Annotated in this window: 15 protein-coding genes and 1 tRNA gene; 10 read left to right on the top strand and 6 right to left on the bottom strand. The window is 41.5% G+C overall.

Annotated elements, in window-relative coordinates:
* Positions 1-29: 29 nt before the first annotated feature.
* Together H540_RS0102265 and H540_RS0102260 are read left to right on the top strand one after the other, a co-directional pair.
* Complete coding sequence (locus H540_RS0102265) at positions 30-737, top strand: tRNA (adenine(22)-N(1))-methyltransferase (RefSeq protein WP_028399231.1); 708 nt, start codon at positions 30-32, stop codon at positions 735-737.
* On the top strand, positions 734-1,855 hold the full coding sequence (locus H540_RS0102260) for a Nif3-like dinuclear metal center hexameric protein (protein ID WP_028399230.1): 1,122 nt from the start codon (positions 734-736) through the stop codon (positions 1,853-1,855). Before H540_RS0102265 ends, H540_RS0102260 begins: the two co-directional genes overlap by 4 nt.
* Before the next feature lie 35 nt (positions 1,856-1,890).
* Here the strand turns inward: H540_RS0102260 and H540_RS0102255 are convergent, their stop codons facing one another.
* Together H540_RS0102255 and vrrA are read right to left on the bottom strand one after the other, a co-directional pair.
* On the bottom strand, positions 1,891-2,832 hold the full coding sequence (locus H540_RS0102255; protein ID WP_028399229.1) for a 4-hydroxy-3-methylbut-2-enyl diphosphate reductase: 942 nt from the start codon (positions 2,830-2,832) through the stop codon (positions 1,891-1,893).
* Positions 2,833-2,935: 103 nt separating this feature from the next.
* Positions 2,936-3,868 (bottom strand): VrrA/YqfQ family protein, encoded by a 933-nt coding sequence (vrrA, locus tag H540_RS31265; RefSeq protein WP_051316960.1) that lies wholly within the window; start codon positions 3,866-3,868, stop codon positions 2,936-2,938.
* Between the two features lie 172 nt (positions 3,869-4,040).
* On the opposite strand from vrrA, the gene H540_RS0102245 reads away from it, so the two are divergent.
* Positions 4,041-5,348, top strand: a complete 1,308-nt coding sequence (locus tag H540_RS0102245) for a DEAD/DEAH box helicase (protein ID WP_028399228.1) — start codon at positions 4,041-4,043, stop codon at positions 5,346-5,348.
* Positions 5,349-5,428: 80 nt separating this feature from the next.
* Complete coding sequence (locus H540_RS0102240) at positions 5,429-6,322, top strand: deoxyribonuclease IV (protein WP_034670167.1); 894 nt, start codon at positions 5,429-5,431, stop codon at positions 6,320-6,322.
* A 27-nt stretch (positions 6,323-6,349) separates the two neighbouring features.
* Here the strand turns inward: H540_RS0102240 and H540_RS0102235 are convergent, their stop codons facing one another.
* On the bottom strand, positions 6,350-6,601 hold the full coding sequence (locus tag H540_RS0102235) for a DUF2624 domain-containing protein (protein ID WP_028399226.1): 252 nt from the start codon (positions 6,599-6,601) through the stop codon (positions 6,350-6,352).
* Between the two features lie 144 nt (positions 6,602-6,745).
* Here H540_RS0102235 and H540_RS0102230 point away from each other — a divergent pair, with 144 nt between their 5' ends.
* A complete protein-coding gene (locus H540_RS0102230) occupies positions 6,746-7,624 on the top strand; it encodes a YitT family protein (protein ID WP_028399225.1) in 879 nt (292 codons plus the stop codon).
* Between the two features lie 103 nt (positions 7,625-7,727).
* The gene (locus H540_RS0102225) at positions 7,728-8,141 is read left to right on the top strand and encodes a Fur family transcriptional regulator (RefSeq protein WP_028399224.1); all 414 of its coding nucleotides are present in this window, start codon (positions 7,728-7,730) and stop codon (positions 8,139-8,141) included.
* 187 nt (positions 8,142-8,328) lie between these two features.
* Here the strand turns inward: H540_RS0102225 and ispG are convergent, their stop codons facing one another.
* The 3 genes from ispG to H540_RS0102210 all read right to left on the bottom strand — a co-directional run bounded on the left by ispG (position 8,329) and on the right by H540_RS0102210 (position 10,687).
* Complete coding sequence (gene ispG, locus H540_RS0102220; RefSeq protein WP_028399223.1) at positions 8,329-9,420, bottom strand: flavodoxin-dependent (E)-4-hydroxy-3-methylbut-2-enyl-diphosphate synthase; 1,092 nt, start codon at positions 9,418-9,420, stop codon at positions 8,329-8,331.
* A gap of 101 nt (positions 9,421-9,521) precedes the next feature.
* Positions 9,522-9,848 (bottom strand): LysM peptidoglycan-binding domain-containing protein, encoded by a 327-nt coding sequence (locus H540_RS0102215; RefSeq protein ID WP_028399222.1) that lies wholly within the window; start codon positions 9,846-9,848, stop codon positions 9,522-9,524.
* Positions 9,849-9,913: 65 nt separating this feature from the next.
* Positions 9,914-10,687, bottom strand: a complete 774-nt coding sequence (locus H540_RS0102210; RefSeq protein WP_028399221.1) for a DUF1189 domain-containing protein — start codon at positions 10,685-10,687, stop codon at positions 9,914-9,916.
* Positions 10,688-10,908: 221 nt separating this feature from the next.
* Here H540_RS0102210 and H540_RS0102205 point away from each other — a divergent pair.
* The 4 genes from H540_RS0102205 to H540_RS0102190 all read left to right on the top strand — a co-directional run bounded on the left by H540_RS0102205 (position 10,909) and on the right by H540_RS0102190 (position 15,675).
* A tRNA-Ile gene (locus H540_RS0102205) sits at positions 10,909-10,982 on the top strand.
* A 478-nt stretch (positions 10,983-11,460) separates the two neighbouring features.
* Positions 11,461-12,072 carry a superoxide dismutase [Mn] gene (gene sodA, locus H540_RS0102200; RefSeq protein WP_028399220.1) on the top strand — a complete coding sequence of 204 codons (612 nt, stop codon included), beginning with the start codon at positions 11,461-11,463 and terminating at the stop codon, positions 12,070-12,072.
* A 114-nt stretch (positions 12,073-12,186) separates the two neighbouring features.
* Entirely contained in the window at positions 12,187-13,464 is a 1,278-nt protein-coding gene (locus tag H540_RS0102195; RefSeq protein ID WP_028399219.1) for an MFS transporter, read from the top strand.
* Between the two features lie 84 nt (positions 13,465-13,548).
* Positions 13,549-15,675 (top strand): peptidoglycan D,D-transpeptidase FtsI family protein, encoded by a 2,127-nt coding sequence (locus tag H540_RS0102190; protein ID WP_483782868.1) that lies wholly within the window; start codon positions 13,549-13,551, stop codon positions 15,673-15,675.
* Positions 15,676-15,783: the final 108 nt, after the last annotated feature.

Raw genomic sequence — 15,783 nt, 5'->3', positions numbered from 1 at the left:
TGTTAAAAGAGGGAGTTTGTGAATAATAGATGAATGAAGTAAAACTTTCAAAACGGCTAGAAGCGGTAGCCAAGGAAATACCGCCTCAATCTATAGTTGCTGATATCGGTTCAGACCATGCTTATTTGCCCTGCTATGCTGTATTAAACGGCATTGCGTCCTCTGCGATAGCTGGTGAAGTAGTGGAAGGGCCATTTCAATCCGCTTTGTCTAAGGTTCGGGAGTGCGGCCTTGAAAATAAAATTTCAGTGCGCAAGGGAAACGGACTGGCTGTTATAGAAAGAGGAGAACCTGATGCCATTACGATTGCAGGCATGGGCGGAGCACTCATTCGAGATATATTAGAGAATGGAAAAGATAAGCTCCACGGTGTGACACGTCTTATTCTCCAGCCGAACATCGGAGCACATAACATCCGGGAATGGCTTATTGAAAACAGATGGGAGCTTAAAAAGGAGCTTATTTTAAAAGAGGATGGAAAGATTTACGAGATTCTTGTAGCGGAAATGGGAGATTCTCTAAAACCGTACGAAGAAAAGAAAGAGCATAGCATATTCCTCGGTCCATTTTTAATAAGGGAAAAAAGCGATGTATTTATTGAAAAATGGTCGTACGAACTTAAAAATCAAAAACGGATACTTATGCAGCTTGAGCAGGCTGCTGATACAGAAGAAACAAAAGAAAAACGGCAGGAGATTCTGCATAAGATACAGCTGATAGAGGAGGTGTTAGGGTGAGTAAAATTCCAAACGGTCATGAAGTTATTCAATTATTCGAGAGCATGTATCCAAAGCACCTGGCGATGGAAGGGGATAAAATCGGCTTGCAGGTCGGTGCACTAAATCAGCCTGTTAAAAATGTATTAATTGCTCTAGATGTAACTGAAGCAGTAGTGGAAGAAGCGATACAAAAAGAGTGCAATCTTATCATTGCGCATCATCCTCTCATTTTTCATCCATTAAAAAGCATTCAAACGGACAAACCGCACGGCCGTATTATTGAAGCTTGCATAAAACATGATATTGCAGTTTACGCGGCACATACCAATGTTGATGTAGCAAAGGGCGGGGTAAATGACTTGTTAGCAGAAGCTCTCGGTCTTATGGATACAAAGGTGCTTGTTCCGACGCATGAAGATAAAATGAAAAAGCTCGTTGTATTTGTTCCGTCTTCACATGCTGATGCAGTGCGTGAGGCGCTTGGAAATTGCGGTGCCGGACATATCGGCAATTACAGCCGCTGTACATTCAACAGTACAGGAACAGGAACATTCTTGCCCCTTAAAGGAACAGACCCTTATATAGGGACACAAGGAGAACTGGAGAAGGCAGAAGAAGTCCGGATTGAAACAATCATTCCCGTGTCCTTGCAACGCGCAGCTGTACAAGCTATGCTGGCGGCTCATCCATATGAAGAGGTGGCATACGATATTTATCCGTTAGATAATGAGGGAAACGTATTAGGATTAGGAAAACTGGGCAAGCTGCCGCAAGAGATGACGCTTGAGCAGTTTGCGCAACATGTGAAGGAGCGCCTGAATGTAGAAGGAGTTCGTGTTGTTGGCAATCTGCAAGATAAAGTAAGAAAGGTTGCGGTTCTTGGCGGGGACGGCAATAAATACATCAATCAAGCAAAAATGCGCGGGGCGGATGTATATGTCACAGGCGATTTATACTATCATGTGGCACATGATGCAATGATGCTGGGACTTAACATTGTAGATCCGGGACATAATGTAGAAAAAGTGATGAAGAATGGTGTACGAGTACAGCTTCAGCAAAAAGCGGAGGAGAAAAAATTCAAAGTTGCCATTCACGCTTCGTCCATACATACGGACCCATTTTTATTCTTATAAAACAAATAAGCGGAAGATTTCTCTTCCGCTTTTAATTATTTCGTTTTCACTTTAGGTAAAATCTTATTCAATGGCACTTGTCGTTTACGTTCCCATGTATCTGGATTGCCAGAGTCATATTGCTCTAAGAAAGCAATAACTTCCTTTGTGATAGGAGTTGGCGTGGAGGCCCCAGCAGTAACGGCTACTCTGTTGATGCCTTGCAGCCACTCCAATTGAATTTCGCTTACGTCAGAAATACGGTAAGCTTTTGTTCCTGCAATCTCTGCAGAAACTTGTGCCAAACGGTTGGAGTTATTGCTCTTTGGATCACCGACTACAATCGTTAGCTCAGCTTGCCCTGCCTGTTGTGCAACGGCTTCTTGGCGCACTTGTGTTGCTAAGCAAATTTCTTTATGAAACTCGGCAGTCGGGTACCGTTCTTGGATTTTCTTCATCAGGTGCTGTACGTCCCATTGACTCATCGTTGTTTGGTTTGTAACTAAAATTTTGTTCGTTGGAATATCCAGAACGTCGATTTCTTCTTCTTTTTCAATTAAGTGGACAATATCCGGTGCAATACCGAGAGCTCCTTCCGGCTCCGGGTGACCTTTCTTGCCGATATAGATTACGTGATAGCCTTCTTCTTTCTTTTCACGAATTAAATCGTGTGTCTTTGTTACATCCGGGCAGGTAGCATCGATTGTTGTTAAGCCTTTTTCTTTTGCACGGCGCTTTACTTCAGGAGATACACCATGTGCCGTAAAGATAACGGTGCCGGATTCAATTTGATCAAGAATTTCTAAACGATTCGGACCGTCTAATGTAATAATGCCTTCTTCTTCGAAGGCGTCTGTCACGTGCTTGTTATGCACGATCATGCCTAAAATATAAATCGGTCTAGGCAAGGTTTTATCAAGCGCCGCATTGCGGGCGATAATCATCGCGTCAACTACGCCGTAGCAATAGCCGCGAGGAGCAATTTTGACAATTTCCAAACTTATCCTCTCCTTTAGCAAGGAATCCTTCTATTAGTATCTCTAGGATGTTTCTTCTTCTTCATTATAATGGACGGGAGGAAAGTTGACAAAAAGATTGCTGTCAAACGTAAAGCTTCGGTGTATTTGTAAGAGGTGGCGCTGTTTCGGGAAGAGGTGTTTCTTCTATTTTATCTTGTGTTTTAGAAACGGCCTTTTTTTGCTTTGTAACAGGTGCTTCCTTTGCTTTAGAAGCCGATTCGGCATTTGTTTCTTCTGTGCCGCTATCTGCAGTATCACTTGAAGAGGTAAGAATTTTTACGATGCTTGGAAAGCTTCTAACGAGCGGACCGTATTGCTGTACCATTGGACCTACAGTTTGGGCGACCTGTACGATTTTTTCCATATTGCCAAGCATAGAGGCTGGATTTGATAAAATGTTGGAAAAGAAACCGCCGACACCGCCGACACCGCCGACACCGCCGACACCGCCGACACCGCCGACACCGCCGACACCGCTTGCAGCTCCTCGTGCAGCAGTGCCAGCTGTTGCAGTTGCTGCTTGAGGGCTTATCATTCGTACTTGAGAGTTATTTTGCTGCCGTTGATTCATATGTGAGAATTGCTGCTGTGCGTTTGGCATCATCATAGGTGAAAAGCCGCCTTGCTCGTTCATCATATAATACATTTGCTGCGGATTTTGATTTTTTCGTCCGAACAGCTTGGAAAGCAGCCCTGGCCGCTTTTGCGGCATTTGATTCATCCCCATCATTTGCTGCGGCATTTGATTCATTCCTTGTGGCACTTGATTCATTCCTTGTGGCACTTGATTCATTCCTTGTGGCACTTGATGCATTCCTTGTGGCATTTGATGCATTCCTTGTGGCACTTGATGCATTCCTTGTGGCACTTGATTCATTCCTTGTGGCACTTGATGCATTCCTTGTGGCATTTGATTCATTCCGTATGGTATTTGATTCATTCCCATCATCATTCCGTTAAGGGGCAGCTGCATATACATCGGTTGACGGTAGGGAGGAATTTGTCTTGGAAGCATAGGGAATCCTCCTTTCTCATGGGTGTATACACTACAGTATGCACGGAAAAGAAAAGGGGTTAGTTTTCCAAGCAGAAAACCAAACTAATAATAGATTTTATAGCCAGAATCCGCTATAATGTAATCTTGACTAACTTTTGAGCGAATAAAATTAAAGAAAGAAGGTGGAAAAATGACAACTGGAGCATTTGAACAGTTTGATTTTCAACCATTTCTTATAGAGGCCGTTCGGGAATTGCGATTTTCCGAACCAACTGAAATTCAAGAAAAAATTTTTCCGATTGCGAAAAAAAGACTGAGTGTTATCGGGCAATCTCAAACAGGGTCTGGAAAAACCCTTGCTTACTTATTGCCGTGTCTTAATGCGATTGAGGCAGAACGAGAAGAAGTACAGCTTGTTATTACAGCGCCGACAAGGGAGCTTGCACAGCAGATTTATCAAGAGATTTTAAAGCTTACGAAATTTTGCGAAGCCGGTAAAGAATTAACAGCCCGCTGTTTCATTGGCGGAACGGACAAGCAACGTACAATTGACAAATTAAAGAAGCAGCCGCACATTGTTGTCGGTACACCTGGACGTATTTTTGCTCTTGTTGAGGAGCAGGCGTTGTTTGTACATACAGCAGGCATGATTGTAATTGATGAAGCGGATTTAATGCTGGATATGGGCTTTATTCAAGAGGTAGATAAAATTGCGGCGCGTATGCCAAAAGATTTGCAAATGCTTGTTTTCTCTGCGACTATTCCTGAGAAACTGAAAGCCTTTATGAAAAAGTACATGGAAAATCCGGAATATGTACAGATCAACCCGCGTCAAGCAGCGGCAAAAAACATTGAGCATAGCTTAATTCCATTGCGCCATCGCAATAAAATAAGTTTGCTTAAAGATATTCTTGTGGAGTATCAGCCGTATTTGGCAATTGTATTTACAAATACAAAAAAGAATGCAGAAGAAGTGGCAAAAGGATTAGCAGAACGCGGATTAAAAGTGGGACGTATTCACGGAGACTTAACGCCGCGTGAACGCAAGAAGATGATGAAGCAAGTTCACGATTTGGAATATCAATATATCGTAGCTACAGATTTGGCGGCACGCGGCATTGATATCGAAGGCGTCAGTCACATCATTAACTATGAGCTTCCGGAAGATCTTGACTTCTATGTGCATCGTGTCGGCCGTACAGCTCGTGCGGGATACTCTGGGACAGCTATTACCATTTACGAATTATCTGACCAAGAAGCGCTGGAAAAGCTGGAGAAGCGCAACATCGTCTTTCGTCATGTAGATTTGAAGGATGGAGAATGGGTAGAGCTCGGTCCTCGTCATAAGCGGCAAATCAGGAAAAAGCAAGAGAATGATTTAGATGTTATGGCGAAGAAAGTGATTAAAAAGCCGAAAACGGTAAAGCCGGGATATAAGAAAAAGCTGGCTGAAGACCGTGAAAAGATAAAGAGACGGTATAATAGAAAAACAAGATAAAGGAGCGCTTATAGCTCCTTTATCTTGTTTTTGAGGCTTTCTTTATACCATGTGATGATTATTGTGGAGAGGTGAAAGTAATGAAAATTGGGTCACACGTATCAATGAGCGGCAAGAAAATGCTTCTTGCGGCGAGTGAAGAGGCAGTTTCATACGGGGCAACAACATTTATGGTGTATACAGGCGCTCCGCAAAATACAAGAAGAAGGCCAATTGAAGAGCTCAATATAGAAGCCGGGCAAAAGCACATGCTGCAGCATGGAATTGAAGAAATTGTTGTGCATGCGCCGTATATTATTAACATCGGCAATACACAAAATCCGGCTACGTTTGAGCTTGGCGTAAATTTTTTACGCACGGAAATTGAAAGAACTGCTGCATTAGGAATGGCAAAGCAAATCGTTCTTCATCCAGGAGCACATGTGGGCGCTGGCGCTGAGGCGGGTATCCAGAAAATTATTGAAGGATTAAATGAAGTATTAACACCTGAGCAAAACGTTCAGATTGCTTTGGAAACAATGGCAGGGAAAGGATCAGAGTGCGGAAGAAGCTTTGAGGAGCTTGCGCAAATCATAAATGGCGTAACTCTTAATGAAAAGCTGTCTGTATGCTTTGATACGTGCCATACACACGACGCAGGCTATGATATTGCAAACGACTTTGACGGTGTATTAGAGCAATTTGATAAAATTATCGGGATTGATCGTTTAAAAGTGCTGCATATTAATGACAGCAAAAACGAGCAAGGGGCCCGCAAAGACCGTCACGAAAACCTTGGATTTGGAAAAATTGGTTTTCAGGCTTTAAATTACATTGTACATCATCCACAACTTCAGCACGTTCCGAAGATTTTAGAAACGCCTTATGTTGGAGAGGATAAAAATAATAAAAAGCCGCCGTATAAGCTTGAAATCGAGATGCTTCGCAAGCAGGAGTTCGATTCCGTTATATTAGAAAGGGTTATGCAAGGATAAGGAGGGGAGAAACCCCTCCTTATCTACTTATAAAAGCTTTTGAAGCAGCATATTAACCTGTTGTGCCGTAGAAGGGGACGTAACCTTTGCAATTTTTTTAATAAGCTCGAGCCTCTCTGCAGAATTATAAATATTAATGTTTTGTCCTTTAATTAATGCAGTGACTTGCTGCGCTTGTTCCACAGTAATTGTAATTTGATAATCTTTGCTGAGTTTCATCAATTCGGCTGCTGTAATACCATTTAGCTTTTTATTTACAATTTGCTGAATAATATTCATAAAGGGTTCCTCCCTTTGCGCTTTTCTACCGGAATATATGTGAAGACGGCTTGGATATATTCCAGTAAAAGGCGTATCGCTGTCTGGGCAATAAGGGATATGCTATAATAAATATACATAGATTGTGTTTTTTAAGGAGGAATTATGGAAAAAAAACAACATAGAAAAGAAAGTATTAGTCATTTAATTTACAGACTTATCATGATTGCACTGGGCGCAGCGTGCGCAGCTGTTGCAATCGAGCTTTTTTTAATTCCGAATCAAATCATTGATGGCGGTATTATCGGTATTTCCCTCATTCTCGATTATCTAACACCCAACATCGCGTGGCTGAGCTTTTCCACTTTAGTCGTTATCCTCAATTTACCGTTTATGTATTCCGGCTATAAACAAATTGGAAAAACCTTTATGTTTTCGTCCGTTTTTGCTGTTGTTTGCTTAGCTGTTATCGAAGGGGCATTGCACCGGTTTCATCCGTTTACGGCAGAACCGATTTTAGCGACTGTGTTTGGAGGGCTTATTCTTGGAATAGGAGTAGGGCTTGTAATCAGGCACGGCGGTTCGCTTGACGGAACAGAAATTATGGGAATATTGCTTACAAAGAAGCTGCCGTTTTCTGTTGGCGAGTTTGTAATGTTCATGAACATTTTCATTTTCGGTTGGGCAGCATTTGTGTTTGGCTTGGAGCAGGCAATGTATTCTGTAATGACATATTATATTGCCTTTAAAACAATCGACACAGTCATTCAAGGTTTAGATGAAACAAAGGCAGTTCTCATCGTATCAGACTATTATGAAGAAGTTTCTGACGCCATTTTGCACCGCCTCGGGCGCGGTACGACCAAACTTATGGGTAAGGGCGGGTACACGGACGATGCAAAAGAAGTGATTTACGCTGTTGTGACTCGCTTAGAGGTAACGAAGCTTAAATCCGTCGTGCATGAAATTGATTCCAATGCCTTCATTACAATTATGAACACGCAAGAAACAAAAGGCGCCAAGTTCAAATCAGCGATTCATTAAAACAGAGATGCTTCTGGTGGCACAATTGTAATGGTTGCGGTTATAATTCTCATAGGAGCGATTCTTTGGAAAAAGAAAAAACAGCGTAAAGTAGGGGATAAAGATGAATCTTACGGAAGCGTTACATCTGATGAAGGAAAAAGGCTATAAGCATACGGGAAAGCGCGAAGAGATGCTTCGGCTGTTTTCTTCTCACAATAAATATTTGACGGCAAAAGATGTGCTTGAGAATATGAAAGATGATTATCCAGGTCTCAGCTTTGATACAATTTATCGCAATCTATCCTTATTCGCGGAGCTTGGCATCCTTGAGCAAACGGAATTGGGCGGGGAAAAGCATTTTCGCTTTACATGCTCCACAACAGGACATCATCATCATTTCATCTGTCTGGATTGCGGAAAAACGAAAGAAATTCATGTTTGTCCGATGAAGGAGACGTTAAACGGTTTCGAGGGCTTTGAAGTAACTGGACATAAGTTTGAAGTATACGGAAAGTGTCCGCAATGTGCAAAATAAGAAATTATAAAGTTCCGCGGCAATGCTTCGAATTCCTTTCCTTCTTTTGAATATCATGCTCGCAGTATACGACATAAAAAAGAACAAACCCTTTAGTCAAAAGACGCAGGTGAGGGTGTCTGAAAGGCTTTGACGGTTACTGGATGCCCACCTAAAAAAGAGCACAGGGAAACCCGTGCTCTTTTTTTTATTTATCTTGTTTTGCAGCATATTCCTCTGCAATTTTATCAATTTCTTTTTTCAATTCTTCTACCATCGTTTCTTCCGGTACCTTGCGAACAATTTCACCTTTACGGAACAGGAGACCTTCTCCGCGTGCGCCGGCTATGCCGATGTCCGCTTCGCGCGCTTCTCCAGGACCGTTAACGGCGCACCCTAGAACAGCTACCTTAATCGGCGCTTTGATTTTTGAGATATATTCTTCAACCTCATTTGCAATACTGATTAAGTCGATTTCAATACGGCCGCAAGTCGGACAAGAAATCAATGTAGCTGCGTTGGAAGCAAGTCCGAATGATTTTAATAACTCACGCGCAACCTTCACTTCTTCTACAGGATCTGCACTTAAGGAAATGCGCAATGTATTTCCGATGCCTTTGCTTAAGATGGCGCCAAGGCCAGCAGCGCTCTTTACAGTGCCGGCAAATAACGTGCCGGATTCTGTGATGCCCAGATGCAATGGATAGTCGAAAGCTTTGGATGCTTTTTCATATGCTTCAATTGCCAAATTCACATCAGAAGCTTTCATTGAAACAATAATATCGTGAAAATCAAGGTCTTCTAAAATTTTGATGTGATGAAGAGCGCTTTCTACCATGCCATCTGCTGTAGGATAGCCGTACTTTTCCAAAATACGGCGCTCTAAGGAACCAGCATTAACCCCGATGCGAATTGGAATGCCGCGTTCTTTTGCTGCGTTTACTACAGCCTCTACCTTTTCGCGGCGTCCGATATTGCCGGGATTGATACGGATTTTATCAATGCCGCCTTCAATCGCTTTTAGAGCCAAGCGATAGTCAAAGTGAATATCTGCTACGAGCGGGATATTAATGCGTTTTTTAATATCCGCAATTGCATTTGCTGCGCGTTCATCCGGAACGGCAACGCGCACGATCTGACAGCCTGCTTCTTCCAGACGCTTAATTTCAGCTACAGTTGCTTCTACGTCATGCGTTTTTGTAGTCGTCATGCTCTGTATAATTAATTCATTATTTCCGCCAATTGTTAAGTTGCCAACTTTAACAGGACGTGTTTGCGTACGATGAGTAATCTCGTTCACGAATCGATCGCTCTCCTTATAAAAGGTTTTATTCCTATTATTTATAGTTCTCATCTATTGTATCAATGCTTTCATCATATTGACAAGAATTATGATGCATTTCATTTATAGGATGGAAATTTATATTTCTTTCCTATTCGCAGCTTAGACGGGGATTCTTGTGGATTCAGCTTTTTAAAATCCTCCACTACCTTTTCAACAGACGGCGGCTTTTTTTTGCTGACAGCTTCTACCACAGAAAGGACAGTATCTCCGCTCTTTACCTCAATGCTTTGATACGGGGCAGCAGCCTCTTCTTTTTTTTGCTGAACTGTTGTTTGCTTAGCTTTGGCATACGTACCAAGCATGGGAAGGGTTCCTACTGTTATATCATAAAACATTGCATAGCCGATTAATAAAACAAATATGACAATGCCCAGACGTTTCATAATTTCTCCACTCCTTTTGTAGAGAAATATATGCTTGTCCTATAAAAAAATGCCGCATATGCGAGTTATGATGCTTTTTCTTTTATAGGAGGAACTTCTTTTATAATTAAATAGAGAACAAAAAATGCTGCAAATATAAATACGAACAGATGGAATGCCACGACGATGTTTAATGCCTTCATAATCATGAAGAAAATAGTAGGAATGGTAAAGCTGTAGGCCATAAGCGTCCACAGCTGCCTGTAATTCAATTTCCGGCTCATTTGGCTGCTTAAAACCGTTCCCGCAAATGACAAAAGTGTAATGCCGACAAAAGTGATAAAGGCATTGAACAGAAACAAAAATACCCCAATAACGAATATAGCAATCGGATACATCGTTTGTATAAACGCAACAAAGTCCTGAATGTCTTTTTTAGAAATGGCAAATTCCTTAAAAGAAGAATACAGATATGTTTGTTCTTGTCCGCTAGAAACAGTAATAATACGATCCTTTAAAATATAAAGGCTATTTAAATTAGATGAAGAAATTGTACTTTCCGTTGCATTTGGATCAAATACAAATGTGAAATTATTTTCTTCCTTCACAACAGGCTCTTGCGAATCTGATTTTAATTCTCCATTTTCAATCGAAAAATTAGGAATTTCGGAGTCTATGGTTTGATCTAAAAGAGAAAATTGTTGTTTCATGATGTTCCCGATTTGAATAGTCTCAGGGATAGTAGCAAGAAGAGACAAAAGCAATATGTATAAAATTGTTTTTCCGATTTTTTGAAAACGAAAACGCGCCATGTCTTTTGGTGAATATAGGCTCTTGTACAATTGAGTAAATAATGACATAATTTCACTTCCCTCTTTAGAATCAGCAATTTCATTGTAACGTACCTTCAACAAATTGAACAAGGCTTGGCCCCGCAATTACTGAAAGAATGCGCAAAAACCTAATTGACATAATTATTTGACACATGCTACATTTATTACTATCTCTAACATTATTTTAGGTCGTGGCGGTGCAGCTTCACAATCCATACCCAATAGAATCTCCTCTGCCGCTATTATGAGGACCCTTAGCTCAGCTGGTTAGAGCAGACGGCTCATAACCGTCCGGTCGTAGGTTCGAGCCCTACAGGGTCCATCCGAAGTGATTGGCGGAGCGCCAATCGCTTTTTATTTAAAGATAAGCAGGGATAAGTTTTTTTGTTCTGCACCTGACCGAGCCGGTTCTTTGGGTGATGTCTAACTTCGCCGGCTCCGTTTTTCTTGTAAAGTAAGAAAGTATAAAATTCTGCGCCAATGCTCTCTATTTCTTTCTTCTATTTGCGACTGTTCGCAGCAAAATATGCTGAGTAAAAAGACACAGGGGAGGGCATCTGGAAGGCTCTGACCGTTACTATACTCGGCAGGCACACTATGCCCATCTAAAAAGGATCAGGCGGTTTTTGCCCGTTTTTTTTCATGCATAAGCATATCATTTGAAATACATAATAAAATTTGGTACTTTTATTTCAGAAAGTACAGTTTATGTTTTTCACTATTTTGAAAATAGTGTAAAATAAAACTTGGTGATAAGGGGACAAACCCGTTGCCAAATACATATATAGGAGGAATTTATAATGGCGAAATACGAATTACCTCAATTACCTTATGCTTATGATGCGTTAGAACCTCATTTTGACAAAGAAACAATGAACATCCACCATACAAAGCATCATAACACTTACGTAACAAACGTAAATGCTGCTTTAGAAAGCTACCCGGAATTAGCTGAAAAGAGCGTGGAAGCATTAGTTTCAGACTTAAATGAAGTTCCTGAAGCAATCCGTACTGCTGTTCGCAACAATGGCGGCGGACATGCGAACCATTCTTTATTCTGGACGATTCTTTCTCCAAACGGCGGCGGAGCACCTGTAGGCGAGCTTGCAAAAGCAATCGACGCTAAATTCGGCAGCTACGATGCGTTTAAAGAAGAGTTTGCAAAAGCAGCTACAACTCGCTTCGGTTCTGGCTGGGCATGGTTAGTTGTAAATAACGGCGAGTTGGAAGTTACAAGCACACCAAACCAAGATTCTCCTCTAATGGAAGGTAAAACACCTGTTTTAGGATTGGACGTTTGGGAGCATGCTTACTACTTACATTACCAAAACCGTCGTCCTGACTACATTGGTGCATTCTGGAACGTAGTGGATTGGAATGCAGTAGAAAAACGTTATCAAGAAGCGAAGTAATGCAAAACAGGTTCGGGAAAATCCCGGCCTGTTTTTTTTGTGCTCTGCTTTTCTTACATAATTGCTTCATTCTTTGGGAGAATAAAGCATGAAGCAAAGGAGAGTTTTTGAATTATGAAAATGAAACATTTACTCGGTGATGTGAAGGTAAATCGCGACTTGATTTTGTTGTTGACAATTGGCGGTCTGTATACGTTAGGGATATCTTTATCTAATACGTTTGTAAACATCTATTTATGGAAGCAAACGAAAAATTTCATGAATCTCGGTCTTTACAATTTGGCAGTTGTGGTGATGCAGCCCATTACATTTTCCTTTGCGGGCAAGCTTGCAAAAAAGATTGACCGTATTGTAATTCTTCGGTTTGGTGTCAGTGCTCTCGCAGTCTTTTTCATCACAGTGCTGCTGGCCGGAACGCATGCATCGCAATTTATCTTAATGATTGGAAGCATTTTGGGAATTGGTTACGGATTTTATTGGCTTGCTTTCAACTTGCTTACTTTTGAAATTACGGAACCTGAAACAAGGGACTTTTTTAACGGATTTCTAGGGCTGCTAACATCTTTAGCAGGAATGATAGGTCCTATATTAGCTGGTCTTATCATTTCCAATATGAAAAAGTGGAATGGGTATACTTTTATCTTTGTCCTTTCTTTAACCTTATTTACTATCGCAGTTGTATTAAGCTTTTTTCTTTCTCGGCGAGAATGCGAAGGAAGGTATGAACTGCGGCAGGTGTTTCAAGAAAGAAAACGGAACCGAAATTGGGAGAGAATCACGCTTGCCCATTTCTTTCAAGGGCTGCGGGAAGGCACGTTTATATTTGTTATCTCCGTTTATGTCTACATTACAACGGGAAGTGAATTGGCAATCGGGAAATTCGGTCTCGTCAGCTCCGGCGTATCTTTTTTATGCTATTACTTGGCAGCGCGCATTATTAAAGGGAAGCTTCGAAAAAAAGCGATCCTTTTAGGCGGTATCATTTTATATGTGGCTGTTTATTTTGTAATTATTGATGTAACATATGCAAAGCTGCTCATATATGCCGCCTGTATTGCAGTGGCATACCCTATTTTGCTTGTACCGTACAATTCTATGACATATGATGTAATCGGAAAAGCGAGAAACGCAAAAGAACTGCGGGTAGAGTATATAGTGGTCAGAGAGCTATATTTGAATTTAGGGCGTATTTGTTCCATCTTGTCCTTCCTCGCGGCTGTTCATTTTTTTGTTGCAGAAAAAAGTCTTCCGTTTTTGCTTGGAATAATAGGTGCGGGACATTTGTTTATCTATTTTGCAGTACGAAATATTACGTACGATACGAAAACACCGCCCAAAAGCGGATTGGAGGTTTCTCGGACAAGGCAGGAGCTGAAGGAAGGGGAAGGTTAACTTCTCTCATATTTTATATTAGAATAAAAAACGCAGTATACAAAGGCACCTGCCGATCAGGTGTCTCTTTCCGCTTAAAGGGGGATAAACATGAAAAAGAAAAAGAAGAAAAAAAAGAGTCATGTGCCGATTCGTTTAAATATGCTGTTTTTCCTTGTGTTCATCATGTTTTCTGCTCTCATTTTACGCCTTGGCATCGTGCAGATTGTATATGGCGGGGATTATACGAAAGAGGTTGAAAGAACAGAAAATTTAACGGTCAATACGCCGGTGCCGCGTGGGAAAATGTATGATCGTTACGGTCGAACGGTAGTGGACAACACACCGCTAAGAACTGTTACATATACACGTCTGAAGGGATTCAAGAGTGAAGGTCGTTTAGCGATCGCTCAGAAATTGGCGAAGCTGATTGATATGCCTACGGACAAGCTGACAGATCGAGACAAAAAAGACTTCTGGCTCGAGATGAATCCAGAGAAAGCCAAAGAAAAAATAACAGAAAAAGAATGGCAAGCGTTCCAAAATAAAAAGCTGGATGATAAGAAGATATATAATCTTCAGCTTGAACGCATCACAGAGGCGGATTTGCAGGAGTTTACGCCTTCAGATTTAAAAGTATTAGCAATTAAGCGAAAAATGGACAGCGGCTATGCGATGACGCCGCAAATCATTAAAAATAAAGATGTTACGCCTGAGGAGTATGCGAGAATCAGTGAAAATTTAGCCAGTCTTCCCGGGATCGATACAACCACTGATTGGGAGCGTAATTATGCGTACGGCAACATGTTTACTACTGTGCTTGGAAGAGTGACGAGTGCCGACGAAGGGCTTCCGAGAGAGCGGTTGGACTATTATTTGGTTCGGGATTATAACCGAAATGACAGGATCGGGAAAAGCTACATTGAGCAAGAATATGAAGATATGCTTCACGGGACAAAGGCAAAAATCAAAAATGTCACCGATAAAGACGGAAATATCCTCGAACAGGTATATTTGTCTAAAGGGGAACGAGGCAAAGATTTGATCCTGACCATAGATATGGAACTTCAAAAGAAAGTGGAACAAATTATAGAAGAAGAGCTTAAAGCCACGAAAGCCAAGGGAGGCGCTCCGTATCTAGATCGCGCTTTTGTTGTGATGATGAATCCGAAAAACGGTGAAGTACTGTCGATGTCCGGAAAGCAACTTATTGCGAACGAAGCCGGTCAGCAAGAGGTAAGCGATTATGCATTGGGGACGATGACAAGCTCTTACGCAGTAGGATCTGTAGTAAAGGGAGCGACTTTGCTGACAGGTTTTCAAACAGGAGTCACCAGTCCAGGAAATACGGAAGTCGATGAACCTATCAGAATTAAAGGGACAAAAGAAAAAAAATCATGGAAAAACATGGGGACTATTACCGATTTGCAGGCATTGCAAATGTCTTCAAACGTATATATGTTTAAAACGGCCATGAAAATAGCCGGTGTCACATATGTACCGGACGGAACGCTGTCTGTACCTCAAAAAGCATTTGATACAATGCGTTATTACTTCAGTGAATTCGGTCTTGGAGTTCCTACTGGTATTAATTTGCCGAATGAAGCGACAGGTTTTAAGGGAACTACAGCTAAGCCCGGTTTTTTGCTTGACTTTGCTATCGGGCAATATGATACGTATACTCCTCTTCAGCTTACTCAATATGTTTCAACAATCGCGAATGGAGGGTATCGAATTAAACCCCAAGTTGTAAAAGAAATTCGTGAGCCGGTTTCCAAGCCGGGAGAAATCGGAAAAGTGGTGCAATCGATGGAACCGGTCGTGCTGAATCGTATCGATATGAAACCTGAGTACATTAAAGAAGTGCAGAACGGATTCCATATGGTCATGCAAACAACGGAAGGAACAGGGCATAAAGCCTTTGGGAACGCTCCTTATAAGGTGGCTGGAAAAACAGGAACAGCTGAAACCTTCTATGATGGTCCTGATACAGCCAAGCGGAAGAGCGGTACAAATGGCGAGCCTCCTTCTACTTATAATCTGACTATGATCGGGTATGCTCCGGAAGATAACCCAGAGATTGCCTTTTCCGTTGTTGTCCCATGGGTACCTGATGACAGCCCTATCAGCAAGAGCATCGCCAGAAGGGTGATGGATGCTTACTTCGACTTAAAAAAAGAAGAGGTAAATATCGAGCCTGAGCAACCATTTATACCGAAGACGGACGAATAAAACATAAATTTCCACAAAAAAAAGCACACTATCTATAGATAGTGTGCTTTTTTTGCGGATAAGCGCATATAGTGTTTGTGTAGTTGTCATTTGTACAAGCTTTATTTA

The sequence above is a fragment of the Ectobacillus panaciterrae DSM 19096 genome, assembly GCF_000430785.1.
GTDB lineage: Bacteria > Bacillota > Bacilli > Bacillales > Bacillaceae_G > Ectobacillus > Ectobacillus panaciterrae.
The sequence above is the reverse complement of the archived record's forward strand: the minus strand, read 5'-3'. Positions and strand labels throughout refer to the sequence as shown.